The 17,602-nt window shown below is 63.2% G+C and carries 16 protein-coding genes and 2 pseudogenes; 15 read left to right on the forward strand and 3 right to left on the reverse strand.

Annotated elements, in window-relative coordinates; genetic code table 11:
• The 6 genes and pseudogenes from BF95_RS08305 to BF95_RS08330 all read left to right on the forward strand — a co-directional run.
• A pseudogene (locus BF95_RS08305) lies at positions 1-494 on the forward strand (ATP-binding protein); the annotation flags it as partial.
• A 224-nt stretch (positions 495-718) separates the two neighbouring features.
• Positions 719-1,180 (forward strand): annotated as a pseudogene (locus BF95_RS08310) (transposase); the annotation flags it as partial.
• A gap of 490 nt (positions 1,181-1,670) precedes the next feature.
• Positions 1,671-2,900: a TolC family protein gene (locus BF95_RS08315; protein ID WP_043150782.1), complete on the forward strand. Its 1,230-nt coding sequence runs from the start codon at positions 1,671-1,673 to the stop codon at positions 2,898-2,900.
• Complete coding sequence (locus BF95_RS08320; RefSeq protein ID WP_043150784.1) at positions 2,897-4,384, forward strand: efflux RND transporter periplasmic adaptor subunit; 1,488 nt, start codon at positions 2,897-2,899, stop codon at positions 4,382-4,384. Before BF95_RS08315 ends, BF95_RS08320 begins: the two co-directional genes overlap by 4 nt.
• Positions 4,381-7,518, forward strand: a complete 3,138-nt coding sequence (locus BF95_RS08325) for an efflux RND transporter permease subunit (protein ID WP_043150786.1) — start codon at positions 4,381-4,383, stop codon at positions 7,516-7,518. Before BF95_RS08320 ends, BF95_RS08325 begins: the two co-directional genes overlap by 4 nt.
• A 150-nt stretch (positions 7,519-7,668) precedes the next feature.
• Positions 7,669-7,926: a copper-binding protein gene (locus BF95_RS08330; RefSeq protein ID WP_235209640.1), complete on the forward strand. Its 258-nt coding sequence runs from the start codon at positions 7,669-7,671 to the stop codon at positions 7,924-7,926.
• Between the two features lie 94 nt (positions 7,927-8,020).
• Here the strand turns inward: BF95_RS08330 and BF95_RS08335 are convergent, their stop codons facing one another.
• The 3 genes from BF95_RS08335 to BF95_RS08345 all read right to left on the reverse strand — a co-directional run bounded on the left by BF95_RS08335 (position 8,021) and on the right by BF95_RS08345 (position 10,077).
• Positions 8,021-9,304, reverse strand: coding sequence for a Fic/DOC family protein (locus tag BF95_RS08335; RefSeq protein ID WP_043150788.1), 1,284 nt, complete (start codon positions 9,302-9,304; stop codon positions 8,021-8,023).
• Between the two features lie 2 nt (positions 9,305-9,306).
• Positions 9,307-9,564, reverse strand: coding sequence for a hypothetical protein (locus tag BF95_RS08340; protein WP_043150859.1), 258 nt, complete (start codon positions 9,562-9,564; stop codon positions 9,307-9,309).
• A 126-nt stretch (positions 9,565-9,690) separates the two neighbouring features.
• Positions 9,691-10,077 (reverse strand): DUF3768 domain-containing protein, encoded by a 387-nt coding sequence (locus BF95_RS08345; RefSeq protein WP_043150790.1) that lies wholly within the window; start codon positions 10,075-10,077, stop codon positions 9,691-9,693.
• Between the two features lie 378 nt (positions 10,078-10,455).
• Between BF95_RS08345 and BF95_RS26250 the strand changes: the two genes are divergently transcribed.
• The 9 genes from BF95_RS26250 to BF95_RS08380 all read left to right on the forward strand — a co-directional run bounded on the left by BF95_RS26250 (position 10,456) and on the right by BF95_RS08380 (position 17,526).
• Positions 10,456-10,854: a MerR family transcriptional regulator gene (locus BF95_RS26250; protein ID WP_081764085.1), complete on the forward strand. Its 399-nt coding sequence runs from the start codon at positions 10,456-10,458 to the stop codon at positions 10,852-10,854.
• A gap of 239 nt (positions 10,855-11,093) precedes the next feature.
• Positions 11,094-13,043 carry a cytochrome c/FTR1 family iron permease gene (locus tag BF95_RS08350; RefSeq protein WP_043150791.1) on the forward strand — a complete coding sequence of 650 codons (1,950 nt, stop codon included), beginning with the start codon at positions 11,094-11,096 and terminating at the stop codon, positions 13,041-13,043.
• Positions 13,044-13,113: 70 nt separating this feature from the next.
• Positions 13,114-13,746 (forward strand): cation transporter, encoded by a 633-nt coding sequence (locus BF95_RS08355; RefSeq protein ID WP_043150793.1) that lies wholly within the window; start codon positions 13,114-13,116, stop codon positions 13,744-13,746.
• 155 nt (positions 13,747-13,901) lie between these two features.
• The gene (locus tag BF95_RS08360) at positions 13,902-14,234 is read left to right on the forward strand and encodes an ArsR/SmtB family transcription factor (RefSeq protein ID WP_043150795.1); all 333 of its coding nucleotides are present in this window, start codon (positions 13,902-13,904) and stop codon (positions 14,232-14,234) included.
• Positions 14,235-14,245: 11 nt separating this feature from the next.
• On the forward strand, positions 14,246-14,674 hold the full coding sequence (gene arsC / locus BF95_RS08365; protein ID WP_200866910.1) for an arsenate reductase (glutaredoxin): 429 nt from the start codon (positions 14,246-14,248) through the stop codon (positions 14,672-14,674).
• Complete coding sequence (locus BF95_RS08370) at positions 14,674-15,960, forward strand: arsenic transporter (protein ID WP_043150797.1); 1,287 nt, start codon at positions 14,674-14,676, stop codon at positions 15,958-15,960. The genes arsC and BF95_RS08370 overlap by 1 nt, the downstream gene beginning before the upstream one ends.
• Positions 15,957-16,280 (forward strand): YnfA family protein, encoded by a 324-nt coding sequence (locus tag BF95_RS26255; protein ID WP_081764086.1) that lies wholly within the window; start codon positions 15,957-15,959, stop codon positions 16,278-16,280. Before BF95_RS08370 ends, BF95_RS26255 begins: the two co-directional genes overlap by 4 nt.
• Positions 16,280-17,035 carry an arsenical resistance protein ArsH gene (gene arsH / locus BF95_RS08375; protein ID WP_043150799.1) on the forward strand — a complete coding sequence of 252 codons (756 nt, stop codon included), beginning with the start codon at positions 16,280-16,282 and terminating at the stop codon, positions 17,033-17,035. The genes BF95_RS26255 and arsH overlap by 1 nt, the downstream gene beginning before the upstream one ends.
• On the forward strand, positions 17,032-17,526 hold the full coding sequence (locus BF95_RS08380; RefSeq protein ID WP_235209641.1) for an arsinothricin resistance N-acetyltransferase ArsN1 family B: 495 nt from the start codon (positions 17,032-17,034) through the stop codon (positions 17,524-17,526). The genes arsH and BF95_RS08380 overlap by 4 nt, the downstream gene beginning before the upstream one ends.
• Positions 17,527-17,602: the final 76 nt, after the last annotated feature.

Genomic DNA, 17,602 nt, shown 5'->3' on the forward strand with positions numbered 1-17,602 from the left:
CGGCAAGACGCACGCAGTTGCCGCCATTGGTCATGCCCTCATGACACGGGCGCGGCGTCCTGTTCTGTCTCACCACCGACATGGTCCAGAAGCTCCAGTCCGCGCGCCGCGACCTCAGCCTACCCGCCATGCTCGACAAGCTCGACAAGTTCGATCTCATCGTGCTCGACGATCTGTCCTACGTCCGCAAGGACCAGGTCGAGACCAGCGCCTTGTTCGAGCTCATCGCCCACCGCTACGAACGCCACTCGCTCGCCATTACCGCCAACCAGCCATTTTCGGCATGGGACAACGTCTTCCCTGATCCCGCYATGACTGTCGCCGCGATCGACCGCCTCGTGCACCACTCGACCATCATCGAGATGAACGGCGAAAGCTACCGCAAGCGTTCCGCCGTCGCCCGCATCACGCCGGCGATTACGACCCGCCCAATGGCGCCCCGGACCGGCCATCATAATTGTCGCTGGCTTCGCGCTCGGGAGCACCCTTGCTGAGGCAACGGGTAATTGTCGCCAGCGGCAATTACATGCCAACCATCCCATGCGCTTCAAACCCTCGCTTCCGGCCAGCGCCAGCGACAATTACCCAGCGTCGTAATTGTCGCTCGACGGTTGCTCCTCGCAACAGCAAATGGTAGCCAGAATTCACCAACCGGCGCGGCCACCTATCGGCCATCAAAATTGACGCCGACCGGACACCGTAATCGTCGCGCTACAACTACATCCCGATGGCGAGGGGGTTCGTCTATCTCGTGGCCATCGTCGACTGGTTCAGCCGCAAAGTCCTGGCTTGGCGGGTGTCGATCACGATGGAGGCCGACTTCTGCGTCGAAGCGCTGGAGGAAGCGTTGACGCGCTTCGGGAAACCGGAGATATTCAACACCGATCAGGGCAGCCAGTTCACCAGCCACGCCTTCACCAGCGTGCTGCTGCGCGAGGAAATCGCCATCAGCATGGATGGCCGAGGCGCCTGGCGCGACAATGTGATGGTCGAGCGCCTGTGGCGCTCGGTGAAATATGAGGAGGTTTACCTCCGCGCCTACGGCGGGGTCAGCGAAGCCCGCGAGTCGATCGGTCGTTATCTGAGCTTCTACAATGGAAGGAGGCCACATTCGAGCCTCGCCGCCAGGACGCCGGATCAGGCGTATTTTGACAACCTGCCGGTAATGATGGCAGCATGAATTTGGCAACCAATACGGGGCGTCACTCCAGTCGGGCTACGCCCTCCCTGCATGACGCCCCATATTGGCAAGGCAAGGAACCCGGCAGACGATCCACTTAACCGTTGCCGATCCCTGTTCAGACAAACCCGGCCACCTCTCTTCCACCCCGGCCCAAGGCCATTATGAATGGCGTCAAGTTCCACAATATGGGCCGCGTGCGCCCCTCCAGTCAGCCCGGCGCATCTGGGTGCCGGATGCCACGCAGATGGCAAACTGCGGCTGCGACGTGATGAAGATGGGCGCCACGGCTGAAGCCGCCTGCATGCCGACGGTGCCCGGTGCGGGGTCTCCTTCAGGCGCGAGGGCCGGCTAGGACAGGCCTTGGCTGGTCCGGTACTTATTGACGGCCAGGTCTGCGGCATCGGCGGAGCACGCTTCGCTCCGCCGATTTTAGCCTGTCCCATCCTATAGCGCCGCGCCGGCCTGATCCCACGATCAGGAGATTTTCATGCGAATATTACTATGTCTGCCACTTCTCGTGGCGATCCCGGGCGTTGCGTATGCCGGGCCGCTCACCTTCGACGGAGCGCTGCAGCGCGCCCGGCAGGAAGCGCCGTCTATCAGGGCAAAGACGCTGGGCGTTGACGCGGCGCATTCGGCGCGCGGTGCAGCTGGGGCGCTACCCGACCCGACCCTGGCGGTCGGCATCGACAGCTTCCCCATATCGGGTCCGCTGGCGTTCGAACCCGGCCAGGACAACTTTACGATGGCGCGGGTCGGCGTGTCCCAGGATATTCCCAATCTCGCTAGGCGGCATGCCCAGCAGGCGCGCGCCGACAGCGACATCAGGGCGGCCGAGGCCGACACCGCCGTCGAGGCCCGCACGGTCGAAGTCGGGACGGCGCTGGCGTGGATTACTCTCGCCTATGCCGAGCGGCGGCTTGCCGCGCTCGACGATGTCCTATCCCGTCTCGAGCATGTGGTGGGAACGACACCGAGCGCGGTCGCATCTGGCAGCACACGGCCAGCCCAGACATTGGCCGGACAGCAAGCCATAGCGATGATGCAGGATCGCCGAAGCGAACTGGTTTCGAACGTGGCGCGGGCACGCGCGACACTGACGCGCTGGACCGGGGATCCTGCGCCCGAGATCGCTGGCTCGATCCCGGATTTCCCGGTCGATGCAGCGAGCCTGCGGGCAGGGCTCGATCGCCATCCCACCATCCAGATGATCGATGCCCAGGCCGGGCAGGCGGACGCCGATGTGCGCGTGGCCGATGCCGGGCGGCGGTCCGACTTTGGCGTCAACCTCGCCTATCAGCGCCGTGATCCGCGTTTCGGTGACTATGTCTCGGCCGGCGTGACGGTCAGCTTGCCGTTCTTCACCCGCAATCGCCAGAATGCCGGGATCGCGGCAGCCCAGGCAAATGCCGGGCGGGTTCTAGCCGAACGCGAAGCCGCGCAGCGCGCGCTCGCCGCCGACCTCGAAGCCGATATCGGCGATCATCTCATGCACCATGAACAATGGATGCGGGCGCAAAGCACGCTGCAGCCGCTGGCCGAGCAGCGGGTAAAACTGGAGACAGTCAGCTACGGAGCAGGGCGCGCCAGTCTGGTCGATATCGCCGACGCCTATGCCGCGCTCGCCGATGCGAGCCTCGATACCCTCGACCGTGAAGCCCTGGTCGCCGCCGACGGCGCCCGATTGACTCTCACCTATCGGAGCGACGCACGATGAGCCTCGAAATGTCACCCCGCGCACGGCTGGGACTGGCCGCCGCAGCGCTCGCGCTGGTTGCCGGCGGAGCAGGCTATGGCATCGCCCATCTCGGTGGGGGCGAGGCTCCCGCGATGCGATCCGCCGACGCGGGCCGCAAGCCGCTCTATTATTATGACCCGATGGTGCCGTCGCAGCATTTCGACGCGCCTGGCAAGTCGCCCTTCATGGATATGCAGCTCGTCCCCAAATATGCCGATGGGAGCGGGAGCGACGCACCCGGCGTGGGGATCAATCCGGCGACATCGCAATCGCTTGGGCTCCGCACGGTCGCCGTCCGACGCGGGGAACTCGCGAGCAGTCTGACCGCTACCGGCACGATTGACTTCAACCAGCGCGATGTCGCGATCATCCAGGCGCGCGCGGGCGGCTTCGTGCAACGGGTCTATGCCCGGGCGCCCGGCGACATCGTCGGCGCGGGCGCACCGTTCGCCGACCTGCTCGTCCCCGACTGGGGTGGCGCACAGGCCGAGTTTCTGGCGGTCCGCCGTACTGGGAACGCTGCGTTAATTCAAGCTGCGCGCCAGCGGCTCATGCTGCTCGGCATGCCACTTGGCACCATCGCGTCCGTGGAGCGGAGTGGGCGGCCGCACAATGTCGTTACGATCTCCACGCCGACCGGCGGGGTCATCAAAACATTGGACGTGCGCGCCGGCATGACCATGGTGGCGGGGCAAACGCTCGCCGAGGTCAATGGTCTTGGCACGGTCTGGCTCAATGCGGCCGTACCAGAGGCGATCGCGGGACCGCTCAAGCCCGGCCAGATCGTGCAGGCCTCGCTTGCCGCGTTCCCCGGCGAGACCCTGTCGGGTCGCGTCTCCGCGATCCTGCCCCAGACCCAGGCCGACAGTCGGACGCTGACCGTTCGGATTGAACTGCCCAATCGCGGCGGACGCCTGCGGCCTGGCATGTTCGCGACTGTCTCGTTCGGTGGAGCCACGCAACCGGCGCTGCTCGTGCCATCCGAAGCGCTGATCCGCACGGGCAAGCGGACATTGGTGATGCTCGCACTCGACAAGGGCCGCTATCGGCCGGCCGAGGTGCAAACCGGACGGGAGGCCGGCGGCGATACCGAGATTCTGGCCGGCCTTAGCGCAGGCGAGAAGATCATCGCGTCAGGCCAGTTCCTCATCGATTCCGAAGCGAGCCTGTCGGGCGTCGAGGCGCGGCCGATCGGCGGGGCCGTATCGGCGGCACCCGCCGCCAGGTCCGCCACGTCGCTCTACGAGGCGACGGGCAAGATCGAGCAGATCACCGCCACCTCGGTGACGCTCAGCCATGAGCCGGTGCCCGCGATCAGCTGGCCCGCGATGACCATGACCTTCCAGCTCGGCACACCGGCGATCGTGCGCGGCCTGAAGACGGGCGATCGTGTCCGCTTCGGGTTCGACCAGCCTTCCGCCGGCCCGACTGTGCGGCGCATGGCGAAGGTCGCGGGCCAATGATCGCCCATCTCATTCGCTGGTCGGTCAATAACCGCTTCTTCGTCCTGATCGGCTTGCTGGCGCTGGTCGGCGCCGGTTTATGGGCGGTGCGTTCGACCCCAATCGACGCGTTGCCCGATCTCTCCGACGTGCAGGTGGTGATCCGCACCTCCTATCCGGGACAGGCCCCGCAGATCGTCGAGAACCAGGTCACCTATCCGCTGACCACCACCATGCTGTCGGTGCCGGGGGCGAAGACGGTGCGTGGCTATTCCTTCTTCGGCGACAGCTTCGTCTATGTGATCTTCGAGGACGGCACCGACCTTTATTGGGCGCGCAGCCGCGTCCTCGAATATCTCAATCAGGTGCAGGGGCGCTTGCCCGCAAGCGCCCGCAGCGCACTCGGTCCCGATGCCACCGGCGTTGGCTGGGTCTATGAATATGCGCTGGTCGATCGCAGCGGCCGGCACGACCTGTCACAGCTTCGCGGGCTTCAGGACTGGTTTCTTCGCTACGAGCTGAAAACCGTGCCCGGCGTTGCCGAGGTCGCAAGCATCGGCGGCATGGTGAAACAATATCAGGTACTGCTCGATCCGGTGAAGCTCGCCGCTTACGGCATCACTCACGCCCAGGCGGTCGATGCCATTCAAAAGGCCAACCAGGAAGCGGGTGGCTCGGTCCTCGAGATGGCCGAAGCCGAATATATGGTCCGCGCCTCGGGCTATCTGAAGACGCTCGATGACTTCCGGGCAATCCCGCTCAGAACCGCCGCCGGCGGCGTGCCGGTGACGCTCGGCGACGTTGCTACCATCCAGATTGGTCCGGAGATGCGGCGCGGCATCGCCGAATTGAACGGCGAAGGCGAAGTCGCCGGTGGCGTGGTGATATTGCGCTCGGGCAAGAATGCGCGTGAGACGATCGCTGCAATCAAAGACAAGCTCACCGATCTCAGGAAGAGCATGCCGCCCGGCGTCGAGGTGGTGACGGTCTATGATCGCTCGCAGCTCATCGATCGCGCGGTCGAGAACCTTACCCACAAGCTGGTCGAGGAATTCATCGTCGTCGCCATCGTCTGCGGCCTGTTCCTCTGGCACGTCCGCTCGGCGTTAGTCGCGATCCTGACGCTGCCGCTGGGCGTCCTGGCGGCATTCGTCGTGATGCGGTTCCAGGGGGTGAACGCCAACATCATGTCGCTGGGCGGCATCGCGATCGCCATCGGGGCGATGGTTGATGCGGCCGTGGTCATGATCGAGAACGCCCATAAGAAGATCGAACGCTGGGAGCACGACCATCCGGATCAGGCGCTCGATAGCCCGACACGGTGGTCGGTCGTCACCGATGCTGCTGCCGAGGTTGGCCCGGCGCTGTTCTTCAGCCTGCTCATCATCACACTTTCCTTCGTGCCCGTCTTCACGCTGGAAGCGCAGGAGGGGCGGCTGTTCGCGCCGCTCGCCTTCACCAAGACCTATGCGATGGCTTCGGCGGCTATCCTGTCGGTGACATTGGTGCCGATCCTGATGGGTTGGCTGATCCGGGGCCGCATCCCAGCCGAGCAGGCCAATCCGGTCAATCGCTGGCTGACGAATGCTTATCGGCCCGCGCTCGACTGGACGATGCAAAAGCCCAAGACGGTGCTGCTGATCGCGGCGTTGGTGTTCGCGACCACGGCCTGGCCGCTTGCCCGGCTCGGCGGCGAGTTCATGCCCAACCTCGACGAGGGCGACCTGCTCTACATGCCCTCGGCGCTGCCGGGGCTGTCGGCGGCGAAAGCCTCGCAACTGCTCCAACAGACCGACCGGCTGATCAAGACCGTGCCCGAGGTCGAGAGCGTGTTCGGCAAGGCCGGCCGCGCCGAGACCGCGACCGACCCGGCGCCGCTGGAAATGTTCGAGACCACCATCCAGTTCAAGCCGCGCGACCAGTGGCGACCGGGAATGACGCCCGACAAGCTGATCGACGAACTCGACCGGACGGTGAAGCTCCCCGGACTCGCCAATGTCTGGGTGCCGCCGATCCGCAATCGGATCGACATGCTGGCTACCGGGATCAAGAGCCCAATCGGGGTCAAGGTCTCCGGCGCGGATCTCGTCCAACTCGATCGCATCGCGCATGATGTCGAGACGGTGGCCAAGACCGTGCCCGGCGTCTCTTCCGCGCTCGCTGAGCGGCTGACCGGCGGGCGCTATGTCGATGTCGACATCGACCGCGCCGCCGCCGCCCGGTTCGGTCTCAACATAGCCGACGTGCAGGCTATCGTATCGGGCGCGATCGGCGGCGCGACGATCGGCGAGACGGTCGAGGGGCTGGCGCGTTACCCCATCAGCGTTCGTTACCCACGCGAACTGCGTGACAGCCTCGAAGGATTGCGCACACTCCCGGTCCTGACCCCATCGGGCCAGCAGATCACGCTCGGAACGGTGGCAAAGGTCTCGATCACCGAGGGACCGCCGATGCTCAAGACCGAGAATGCCCGACCCTCGACTTGGGTGTATGTAGATGTGCGGGGACGCGACCTCGCCTCGGTAGTCGGCGACCTCCAGCGCGCGGTCGCGAAACAGGTCAAGCTCTCGCCAGGTGTCAGCATCGCCTATTCGGGTCAGTTCGAATATCTTCAGCGCGCCGTCGAAAAGCTTAAGCTGGTCGTACCCGCGACGCTGCTGATCATCTTCGTGCTGCTCTACATGATCTTTGGGCGGTTCGACGAGGCCGCGCTGATCATGGGCACTTTGCCGTTCGCCCTGACCGGCGGTTTCTGGATTCTCTATTTGCTGGGCTTCAACCAGTCGGTCGCGACCGGGGTCGGCTTCATCGCGCTAGCCGGCGTTTCGGCGGAGTTCGGCGTGGTGATGCTGATCTACCTCAAGAACGCTCTGGAGGAATGCGGTGCCGATCCCGATGCTGCTCAGGTCGAGGCGGCGGTGCGCGAGGGCGCATTGCTCCGCGTCCGGCCCAAGGCGATGACGGTCGCGGTAATCCTCGCCGGCCTGCTGCCGATCCTGCTGGGATCGGGTGCGGGCTCGGAGGTGATGAGCCGGATAGCCGCACCAATGATCGGCGGCATGCTGACAGCGCCGCTGCTCTCCATGTTCGTCCTGCCCGCCGCCTATCTGCTGCTCCGCCGGCGGCGGGCACAGCCCCTCCACCAACCTGTTTAACCTGCAAGGAGAAGACCATGAACTCTGTACGACTGACTATCGCTCTCGGCCTCGCCGCCCTGACTGCCGCCTGCGGCAAAAAAGCGGAAAACGCCGGTTTCGACTGAGACCAACCAGGCGGCACCTGCCGCCACCGGCATGAATGGCGACATGGGCGATATGCCCCCGGCAGCTACTGCACCGACCAAGGCCAAGGGCCATGGCACCGTCATGGCCATCGACAATACGGCGGGCACGATCACGCTCGATCATGGCCCGATCCTCGAAGCCAAGTGGCCGGCGATGACAATGGCGTTCAAAGCAGCGCCCGCAATCATCGATGCAACCAAGGTCGGCGACAAAGTCGATTTTGATCTGACGCTGACCGGCAGCGCCGGTGAAGTGACCGCCATTCACAAGCAACCCTGACCAGCTTCGATGGCGTCGGCCTACTCCGGCGCCACCGGCAGATCGTCAAGTTGCCACCCGATACGGCTCCCTGACAAGGTGGAAGCCGCCGACTTTAGCGGCTCCGGTCCTTAGTCGGCGGTGAGGCCGGCGAGATCGAATTGCCAAAATCGGCTTCGAGCGCGCCGCCGCTTCTGATGCGATCGGCAACGAGCTGGCGGGTCGCTTGCCCGATGGAAGTGACCATACGCGCGCTTTCGCCACGCTCGCGTGCGGCCTGCATGGCCGTATCGACGATAATTTGCGCGACTGACAGCCGGGTGTCGGCCAGGTTGTTTTCTGGCGAATTCTTCAGGAACACGGCGGCAAGACGTTCCTGCCCCGGCGCATGGCCGGGCGGCAGGATCGGTCGTTCCAGCGCGCGAACAGCGCGCTGAAGCTGTACCGGCTGCTGGGCATTGATCTGCACGCCCAAGGCCGCACCAATCTCCCGCACGCGCTCCAGCGGCGTTTGCTCGGCCGAGATAACGGCATCGACCTGCCGCACTCCGAGATAAGTCAGAAGATGGGATTGATAGACTGGCCCCTTGGCGTGCCGGACATAGGCCAGCTCGGTGCGGGCGGCGGCGATCTTCTCAGACGGCGCATCCTGCCCGATCAGCGTTCTCAGACGCTCGCCAGCCTGTTGGCGAGCGGTCGGAAGATACCGCTCCAGTTCCTCGCGCACCTTGTTCAAGGTGATGCGGTAACGCTGGCCGGTTGGGGGCGCGCGCTGGGGAAGCAAGGCGATGCCATGCGCGCCGATGCGCGCCTCCGGGGCGGCATCGCGCTGGACCGCAGCAGCAGCGAGCACGGACGCCATTGCGCGATGATCACCTGTCAGGAAACCATGCCGCGACGCGTCCATCCAGAGTGTCTTATCGATAGAGGCGATACGAATGGGATGTCCCGCTTCGCGCGCGACCTGGGCGGCATGATGGCGCATCGTGCGGCCATTGCCTTCGCGGAAGGGGTGAATGGTATTGAGTTCGTTGACGTGGTTGCCAAGTCGGTCGAAAAATTCATCGCGCGCGAGGCCGCGAAACCCATTCTTCGCCGCCATGTCCGCGAACAGTTTGTCGAGTTCGCTAGCGATATAGGGAGTGGCGGCAAAGCTAGACCCGCCCTTGGAGATGTTGATGCTGCGATCCTCGCCTGCCCAATCATAGAGGTCGTGGAACAGATGTTTGTGCAAGGTGCGATAACCATCTGCTGAACCCGGAAAAGACTGGCGTGCAACCTGTGCGCCGCGCGCCAGCGTCAACCGCCGCTCGGCTTCGTTGAGCGTGGCATCACCGGTGATCCCAAGCCGGTTCCGCAGGATGTCGGTGCCGGGATAGGTATAAGGGTCGTCGCCCAACGTCAGCCTGCGGCGGGGTGCATTCCCGGCTTGTAAAGACCGAGAATGATCGATGCCATCAGTGAGGGGGGAGCGCCCTCGTCGAGCATTATGGCGAAAAGGGCATCGTCGTCATCACTGGGCGTCATGTCCTCAATAATCAGATTGGCGCGCGCATCGGCAACATCTTCGCGCCAGAGTGCGACCTGCTCGGGTGTGCCGCGCTCGAAGTCCATGCCTCGAACGCGCTCACGAAATGTCTCAAGATCGATCTGCGCCATCCCAATCATCCTTCCCCGTTAACTTTACTCTGTCTATCGTGATTTCTCAACAAATCACTTAGCTGGCCGGTTGCAAGGTCAGAAGAATATAGGCGTCGCCAAACTGCCGGTCCGATCGGGTAAGTTTCAGTATTCATTCGATAACATGATCGTAAGCACACGTTTGGTGCGATCCTCGTCCCACGGGGCCTCGCTGCCGAAAGCCAAATTTGGCTCGTAATAGTCGATCTTCCAGAAAACGGTCACTGCAATCACCTTGTCATCATCGGGCCGGTCCTGCGTCCAGTCACCCGATGCGAGACGGAAGACGGCCCCGAAGTCATGCTCACCATAAGGGGCATTGTTGTCGTCGAATTTCGAGAACCGCGCGATCAACACCAATGCGGCGGAACGGTCCGCATCGCAGAGGGCCTGAAACCCCATCGTGACATTGGTGACGGACGTGACGCCGGGGATTGCACGCGCAGCATCGTTCAAGCGGCGGATAGCATCGATCTGTTCAGGGTTCTGCATCACTCGTTTCTTTCATCTGGGCATGGCTGCAAGGCCGTGGGCCGGGCAACCCTGCCGTTCCGGCGAGGAACGGGATGGGGAGGGAGGGCGAGAATCTGCCGCTGGCGCGGGCGAGCGGCCTTAGCGCGGTCGACGCCTCCAAGGCGTCGGGTGCCGCGCTTGGCGGATTACACGGGCGACAAGATTGTCGTTCGGGAACGAAAGGGCAGCGCCCTTGGTGTTCCCTGTCCGCCTCGCGCCTCGGGAGGCTTGGCGGAACGCGTGAAGCTCTTGCGCGCTGGCGCGCATCCGCCTTGACCAGCTCAACGCCATTTCCGTATAAACTACAGTCACTGTAGAATGAGCATTGCGCGTCGCACTCAAGATCGTGGAAACCACATGCAAATCGGCGAGTTGTCGCGTGCGACTGACACCAAAGTGACGACCATCCGCTTCTATGAGGAAATTGGACTGCTGGGCCAACCAGTGCGAACGGCCTCGGGACGGCGAACCTATGGGCTACCCGATACTGATCGATTGAACTTCATTCGTAATGCTCGTCGGCTTGGTTTTTCGATCGACGAGGTTCGATCGCTGCTTGCACTTGCCGATCAGCCAGAGCGCGATTGCCGGGAAGCGGCGAACATCGCAGCACGTCATCTGGCCGATGTAGAACAGCGGCTTAGACAGCTAAGCGCTCTCCGCGACGAGCTCGCAGCCATGAGCGCGGCGGGTTGCTGCGCCAAGACGATGGCGGAATGTCGAGTCATACAGGCCATCGCTCGACCTGCAGCATGAGTCGAGCGAACATCGATAACCTTCTATCCTCCATGCGCTCGAGGATTTGATTGCTATCCTCTTCAAAGCGACCAGGGACACAAGCCTCACCGGTCGCCAACATTATTAATGCGAGCGGATCGCAAATCCCTTGATCCTACAGTAGCTAGAGGTTGTAGGGGGCGCTCATGTCAACGCCCTCACTCCACCACGCCCCTGCCATCAACGCGCCCTCCGCAGGCCCGATCCGTACCACCTCCATGCGCTTGATGCTCATTGCGGCGGCTATCCTATTAGGTTTGGTGTTGCCGCTCACTGCGCTGCGCGCTGCACCAACTACGGACCAGAACGACGTGCAAACCGCATGGCGGCTGCTCGACTATGTCGCCGTCGATTATGGTGGCGCGGTCGCTGGGGGGCGGATCACGAGCGTTTCGGAATATGCCGAAATGAAGGAATTCACAGGTTCCGTGTCCGCGCAGCTCGTCGCTCTGCCTCTCAAGCCTGAACGGGCAGCGCTGATTGAAAGAGCGGCACGCCTCCAGAGCGTGATCGCGCGCAAGGGAACGCCGCAGGAAGTCGCGACGCTGGCGCGCGGACTCGCGGCCGACCTACTGAAAGCCTACCCTGTGCCGCTTGCCCCGGCGACGCCGCCGAGCTTTGCTCGGGGGGTGGCTCTGTTCGGCTCCAGCTGCGCAGCCTGTCACGGCACGACAGGGAACGGGCATGGCCCCGACGCGGCCAAGCTCACGACGCCGCCGATCGCGTTCACCGACATCGAGCGCGCCCGCCAGCGTAGCGTATTTGCGCTATACCAGGTCATAGGCCAAGGCATCGACGGAACGGCGATGCAGAGCTTCGCCGACTTGCCAAGTCAGGACCGTTGGGCGCTGGCGTTCCGCGCCGGCAGCTTCGCCCTGACCGACGAACAGGCGCGGGAAGGGGAGCGGCTGTGGAAGACTGATCCGTCGCTCCGCCAACAGGTGCCCGACCTCCAGACACTCGTGGCGCTCACGCCATCCTCGCTTGCCGATCATATCGGCGAGGAACGGGCTTTGGCGGTCATGGCTTATCTCCGCCGCCATCCTGACGCTGTGATCGAACAGGCTCCTGCGTCGCTCTCACTGGTGCGCCAGAAGCTGGCAGCGAGCCTCGATGCCGCCCGAAAGGGAGATCGTCGTGCGGCGAAGGAATTGGCGCTGTCCGCCTACCTGGACGGCTTCGAACCGGTAGAGCCGACGCTGGGCGCACGCGATGCAACGCTGCTCGCACGTATCGAAGGCGCGATGGGCGAGTATCGCGCTGCAATCGATCAGGGTGCCGGGTCCGACGATCTGGCGAACCGCGCGCTCGTCCTCAACGATCTGTTCGACAATGCCGAGGCCGCGCTGGCCCCTGGCGCGTCCAGCGATGCATCGACCTTCCTCGGCGCGTTTACGATCCTGTTGCGCGAAGGCTTGGAAGCCCTGCTCATCGTCGTCGCCATGATCGCCTTCCTGCGCAAAGCGGAACGCTCGGAAGTGCTACCCTATGTACATGGTGGCTGGGTCGGAGCGCTTGTGGCCGGCCTGCTGACTTGGGTGGTGGCCACCTATGCAATCGGGATCAGCGGCGCGAGCCGAGAGCTGACGGAGGGGTTCGGTTCGCTATTTGCAGCAGTGGTCCTGCTCTCGGTCGGGATATGGATGCACGGCAAGGCACAAGCCGATCAATGGCAACGCTACATCAGAGAAAAGATGGCGCGCGCGCTGTCGGGCCGCTCCGCCTGGTTCCTCTTTGGGCTGGCCTTCGTGGTGGTTTATCGTGAGGTGTTTGAAACGATCCTGTTCTACGCGGCGCTGTGGACGCAGGGGAATGGCAGCGCGCTGCTCGCCGGGGCAGGATCAGCGGTCGCGATCCTCGCCGTGATCGCCTGGGCCATGCTCCGCTACAGCCGCCAGCTCCCGATTGCTAAGGTTTTCGCTTACAGTTCGTGGCTGATGGCGGGGCTGACAGTGGTTCTTGCTGGCAAAGGCGTGGGGGCACTGCAAGAGGCCGGAATCATCGGCATAGCGCCGATCGCCAACGGCCCCCGACTTTCCATGCTAGGCATATTTCCCACTTGGCAATCCATCATAGCCCAGCTTCTCATGGTGTTGGCAATTGCCACGGGCTTCTCGTTCAATCGTCGCAAGCGAGATAAGACCGTCGATCTTGCGCCATCTGCGTAAGGCAGGGTGCTCCGTAAAGACCGAATTTTCTACTTGCTTCTATAGTTACTGTAGATTGTAGGAATAGCGTATGAGTGAAATCCAAACCCCCTCATGCGGCTGTACCGGCGATACGAAGCGGGCGGAGCGCGACCCCGCGTATCGCCGTGCTCTGTGGATCGTCATCCTGCTCAACCTTGGTTTCGGTCTGGTCGAGATCGTCGGCGGGTTTATTGCTGATAGCCAGGCGCTCAAGGCGGATGCGCTCGACTTTATCGGCGATGGGACCATTTCCCTGTTCGGCCTTATCGCCTTGGGCTGGACTGCTCACGCGAGATCGAGAATCGCCCTCGCACAGGGCCTTTTCCTCGGAGCGCTGGGTCTGGGTGTTATCGGATTTGCCATGTGGCGTTCGATGAACGCTGTCGCGCCTGAAGCCGATCTAATGGGCGGGATCGGGGTGGTAGCGCTGATAATCAATGTAAGCGCCGCTCTTGTCCTCTCTCGTTTTCGTGAAGGTGACGCCAATGTCCGCGCGATCTGGCTGTTCAGCCGCAACGATGCTCTGGCAAATATCGCCGTGATCGCTGCGGCAGGGCTGGTCGCCTGGACTGGACAAGCATGGCCTGACCTTGCTGTCGCTGGTATTATTGCGCTGCTATTCCTGCATTCGGCATGGGAAATCACGCGGGGAGCCATGGCCGAGATGAACAATCGCCCATAACGGTCGATAATGCGCGGGTTGCCGATGCGGCGCTCTCGCTTTCACTACCCGACGCAGGAGGAGAGCGGACCAGCTCTGCACCACTTGCGAACTAACTCACGGTGCTACCGCTAAACGGCAATTGCACTCAAAAATATATCCATTATGCTGGATATATGGAAAATGAGTTGGCAATCACCGCTTTGAGCGCCTTGGCACAAGGGACGCGGCTCGACACCTTCCGGCTACTGGTGCGGCATGAACCCGATGGCCTGGCTGCGGGAGAAATCGCGCGCCAGCTCGATGTGCCGCAAAACACCATGTCGGCGCATCTTGGTATTCTCACCCGGGCAGGCCTGGTGCGTTCCGAACGCCATAGCCGATCGATTATCTACCGCGCCGATCTTGACGGGCTGCGGGCGCTGACCCTGTTTCTCCTCAAGGATTGCTGCGGCGGCAACGCGCAAGTGTGCGCGCCGCTGATCGCTGAACTCTCACCTTGCTGCTGAAAGGATGCCCCGTGGCCATCGACATCGTCATCTATCACAATTCCGAATGCGGCACATCGCGCAACGCGCTCGCCATGATCCGCAACGCGGGCATCGAACCGCATGTGATCGAATATCTTAAGACGCCGCCTACGCGAGCCTTGCTGGTCGAACTGGTTGGCCGCGCCGGCATGACCCCGCGCGATCTCCTGCGCGAAAAGGGTACGCCTTTTGGCGAGTTGGGCCTTGCCGACCCGGCACTGTCCGACGAACAGCTCGTGGACGCGATGATGGCGCATCCAATCCTTATCAACCGGCCCCTCGTTGTGTCGCCGCTGGGTGTGAAACTGTGCCGTCCTTCCGAAGCGGTGCTTGATCTGCTGCCGACAGGCCAGCTTGGCGCATTCGCGAAAGAAGATGGCGAACAGGTCGTGGATGGCACAGGCCAGCGTATCGCCTGATGCTGCCAGCAATTCTGATCTTCATCGCCACGATTGCGCTCGTCATCTGGCAACCCAAGGGCCTCGGCATCGGGTGGAGCGCCATGGGCGGGGCGATCGTAGCGCTGCTTGCCGGCGTTGTGTCGCTGTCCGACGTGCCTGTGGTTTGGGACATTGTCTGGAACGCGACGGGGGCATTCGTCTCGATCATCGTCATCAGCCTGCTGCTCGATGAGGCGGGATTTTTCGAATGGGCGGCGCTTCACGTCGCTCGCTGGGGCAAGGGCAACGGTCGTGCCCTGTTCGCCCTCATCGTGCTGCTCGGCGCGGCGGTATCGTCCCTGTTCGCCAATGATGGCGCGGCCTTGATCCTCACCCCCATCGTCATCGCGATGCTGCGCGCGCTGGGCTATGGCGACAAGGCGACGCTGGCGTTCGTAATGGCCGCAGGCTTCATCGCGGACACCGCCAGCCTCCCGCTTGTGGTCTCGAATCTCGTCAACATCGTGTCGACCGACTTCTTCAAGCTCGGCTTTGGCGAATATGCGAGCGTGATGGTGCCGGTGGATCTGGCCGCGATCGCCGCCACGCTCGGCGCGCTGATGGTGTTCTTCCGGCGCGACATACCGACAGACTATGATGTTGCCGCGCTGCGCGCGCCGCGCGCGGCGATCCGGGACGCCGCAACCTTTCGCGCCGGTTGGGTCGTCCTCGTGCTTCTTCTCGTGGGCTTCTTCCTGCTTGATCCGCTGGGCGTGCCTGTCAGCGCGGTTGCCGCTGCCGGCGCGATCCTGCTGCTCGCAATTGCGGGGAGGGGGCATGTCATCGAGACCCGCAAGGTGCTGCGCGGCGCGCCTTGGCAGGTCGTCATCTTTTCGCTTGGCATGTATCTCGTCGTCTATGGCCTGCGAAATGCAGGACTGACCGACCACCTCGCTGCGCTGCTCGATCGGACCGCGCAGGGCGGGGTGTGGGGTGCCGCTCTGGGAACCGGCGTGATCGCTGCCATCCTGTCATCCGTCATGAACAACATGCCGACGGTTCTGGTGGGCGCGCTGTCGATCGACGCCACGCACGCCACAGGAGCGGTGAGGGAAGCGATGATCTACGCCAATGTGATCGGCTGTGATCTTGGCCCCAAGATCACACCCATCGGATCGCTTGCCACCCTGCTGTGGCTTCATGTCCTCGGACAAAAAGGCATTCGCATCGGTTGGGGCTATTACTTCAAGGTCGGCGTAACGCTGACGGTTCCGGTGTTACTGGTGACCCTCGTAGCTCTCGCAATCAGGATCAGCATGGTATGACGGCGCTCGTTTATCTTGGCGCAGCAATCGCAGAAATCGCCGGCTGCTTTGCTTTTTGGGCATGGCTCCGACTGGATAAGTCCCCCCTATGGCTAGCGCCGGGTGTCGCGTCGCTAATGCTGTTCGCATGGCTTCTGACCCGCGTGGACAGTGACGCAGCGGGTCGAGCCTACGCTGCATATGGCGGCATCTACATTTGTGCATCCCTCGCGTGGCTATGGGCTGTGGAAGGCGTACGCCCAGACCGTTGGGACGTTGGCGGGGCCGCCCTTTGCCTCATTGGCACCTGTGTAATCCTATTAGGACCAAGGACCGCCTGATGCCTCTTCGCGATCTCTATGAGGCCGACCATCTCCCGGCGCTCGACCCGGCCTATGTCCGCCAGCGCCCCGCCCTGGGGTTGGGCGCGCTCGATCCTGCGCCGCGCATTCTGCTGCTCTATGGCAGTTTGCGCGAGCGATCCTTCTCGCGTCTCGCCGCGGAGGAAGCCGCGCGGCTTCTACGCCTGTTTGGCGCGGAAACCCGCATCTTCGACCCATCGACACTGCCGCTGCCCGACCAGGTGGCGGGAGACGATCACCCCGCCGTCCACGAACTGCGTGAACTGGCACTGTGGTCGGAGGGTCAGGTGTGGTGCAGCCCGGAGCGGCACGGCCAGATCACGGGCATCATGAAGGCGCAGATCGATCATCTGCCGCTGGAGATGAGGGGGATGCGGCCGACGCAGGGTCGCACGCTGGCGGTCATGCAGGTGTCCGGCGGCTCGCAGTCGTTCAATGCCGTCAACTCGCTTCGCCTCCTCGGTCGCTGGATGCGGATGTTCACCATCCCCAATCAGTCCTCCGTGGCGATGGCCTACAAGGAGTTCGACGAGGCGGGCCGCATGAAAGCGTCCAGCTACTATGATCGCATCGTCGACGTCATGGAGGAACTGGTGCGCTTCACCGTCCTGCTGCGCCCGCACGCGGACCAGCTCGTTGATCGCTATTCAGAGCGTCGATCATCGGGCGTGCCCGTTGATCCGGCTACGGATCTGTCGAGCATCGCTATCGCGGCGCAAGGCCAGCATCCTTGATCGTTACTTTGATCCGTTCGGCCATGACAGGCGACGCTTGCGCCATACAGGCGATTTACGCGCCTGTGGTCGAGCATACCGCCATTTCCTTTGAGGAAGCGCCGCCAAGCGTGGTCGAAATGGCGGCACGGATCGAGGCCACCTTGCAGGATTATCCCTACCTGGTGGCAGAGCAGGGCGGCGAGGTCGTAGGCTATGCCTACGCCAGCCAGCACCGCACTCGCGCGGCCTATCGCACCTCCGTCGATGTGACAGTCTACATTGCCGACGGGGTAAGGCGGACCGGGGTCGGGCGTGCCCTTTATGGCCACTTGCTACCTGACCTTGCCGGACGTGGTTTTCACGCAGCGTTCGCCGGCATCGCATTACCCAACAAGGGCAGCATTGCTCTGCACGAGAGCATGGGTTTCACACCACTCGGGATCTACCGTGATGTGGGCCGCAAATTTGGAAAGTGGCACGACGTAGGCTGGTGGCAACGGCTGCTGTGAAAAGGGCCTGACTGGGTTCATAGTCGCCCGCCGCGCGGCCTTGGTCGCGCGGCGCCGGGCAGGTCCGCCAGGACCG

Source organism: Sphingobium sp. Ant17, from assembly GCF_000588875.1.
GTDB lineage: Bacteria > Pseudomonadota > Alphaproteobacteria > Sphingomonadales > Sphingomonadaceae > Sphingobium.

Bases quoted from the DNA above. Each gene is read 5' to 3' on its own strand.
- BF95_RS26255 (WP_081764086.1), top strand. From the start codon at position 15,957: ATGACGGCGCTCGTTTATCTTGGCGCAGCAATCGCAGAAATCGCCGGC.
- BF95_RS08370 (WP_043150797.1), top strand. From the start codon at position 14,674: ATGCTGCCAGCAATTCTGATCTTCATCGCCACGATTGCGCTCGTCATC.
- BF95_RS08355 (WP_043150793.1), top strand. From the start codon at position 13,114: ATGAGTGAAATCCAAACCCCCTCATGCGGCTGTACCGGCGATACGAAG.
- BF95_RS08330 (WP_235209640.1), top strand. From the start codon at position 7,669: ATGGGCGATATGCCCCCGGCAGCTACTGCACCGACCAAGGCCAAGGGC.
- BF95_RS08350 (WP_043150791.1), top strand. From the start codon at position 11,094: ATGCGCTTGATGCTCATTGCGGCGGCTATCCTATTAGGTTTGGTGTTG.
- BF95_RS26250 (WP_081764085.1), top strand. From the start codon at position 10,456: ATGCAAATCGGCGAGTTGTCGCGTGCGACTGACACCAAAGTGACGACC.
- BF95_RS08345 (WP_043150790.1), bottom strand. From the start codon at position 10,077: ATGCAGAACCCTGAACAGATCGATGCTATCCGCCGCTTGAACGATGCT.
- BF95_RS08340 (WP_043150859.1), bottom strand. From the start codon at position 9,564: ATGGCGCAGATCGATCTTGAGACATTTCGTGAGCGCGTTCGAGGCATG.
- BF95_RS08320 (WP_043150784.1), top strand. From the start codon at position 2,897: ATGAGCCTCGAAATGTCACCCCGCGCACGGCTGGGACTGGCCGCCGCA.
- BF95_RS08325 (WP_043150786.1), top strand. From the start codon at position 4,381: ATGATCGCCCATCTCATTCGCTGGTCGGTCAATAACCGCTTCTTCGTC.
- arsH (WP_043150799.1), top strand. From the start codon at position 16,280: ATGCCTCTTCGCGATCTCTATGAGGCCGACCATCTCCCGGCGCTCGAC.
- BF95_RS08315 (WP_043150782.1), top strand. From the start codon at position 1,671: ATGCGAATATTACTATGTCTGCCACTTCTCGTGGCGATCCCGGGCGTT.
- BF95_RS08360 (WP_043150795.1), top strand. From the start codon at position 13,902: ATGGAAAATGAGTTGGCAATCACCGCTTTGAGCGCCTTGGCACAAGGG.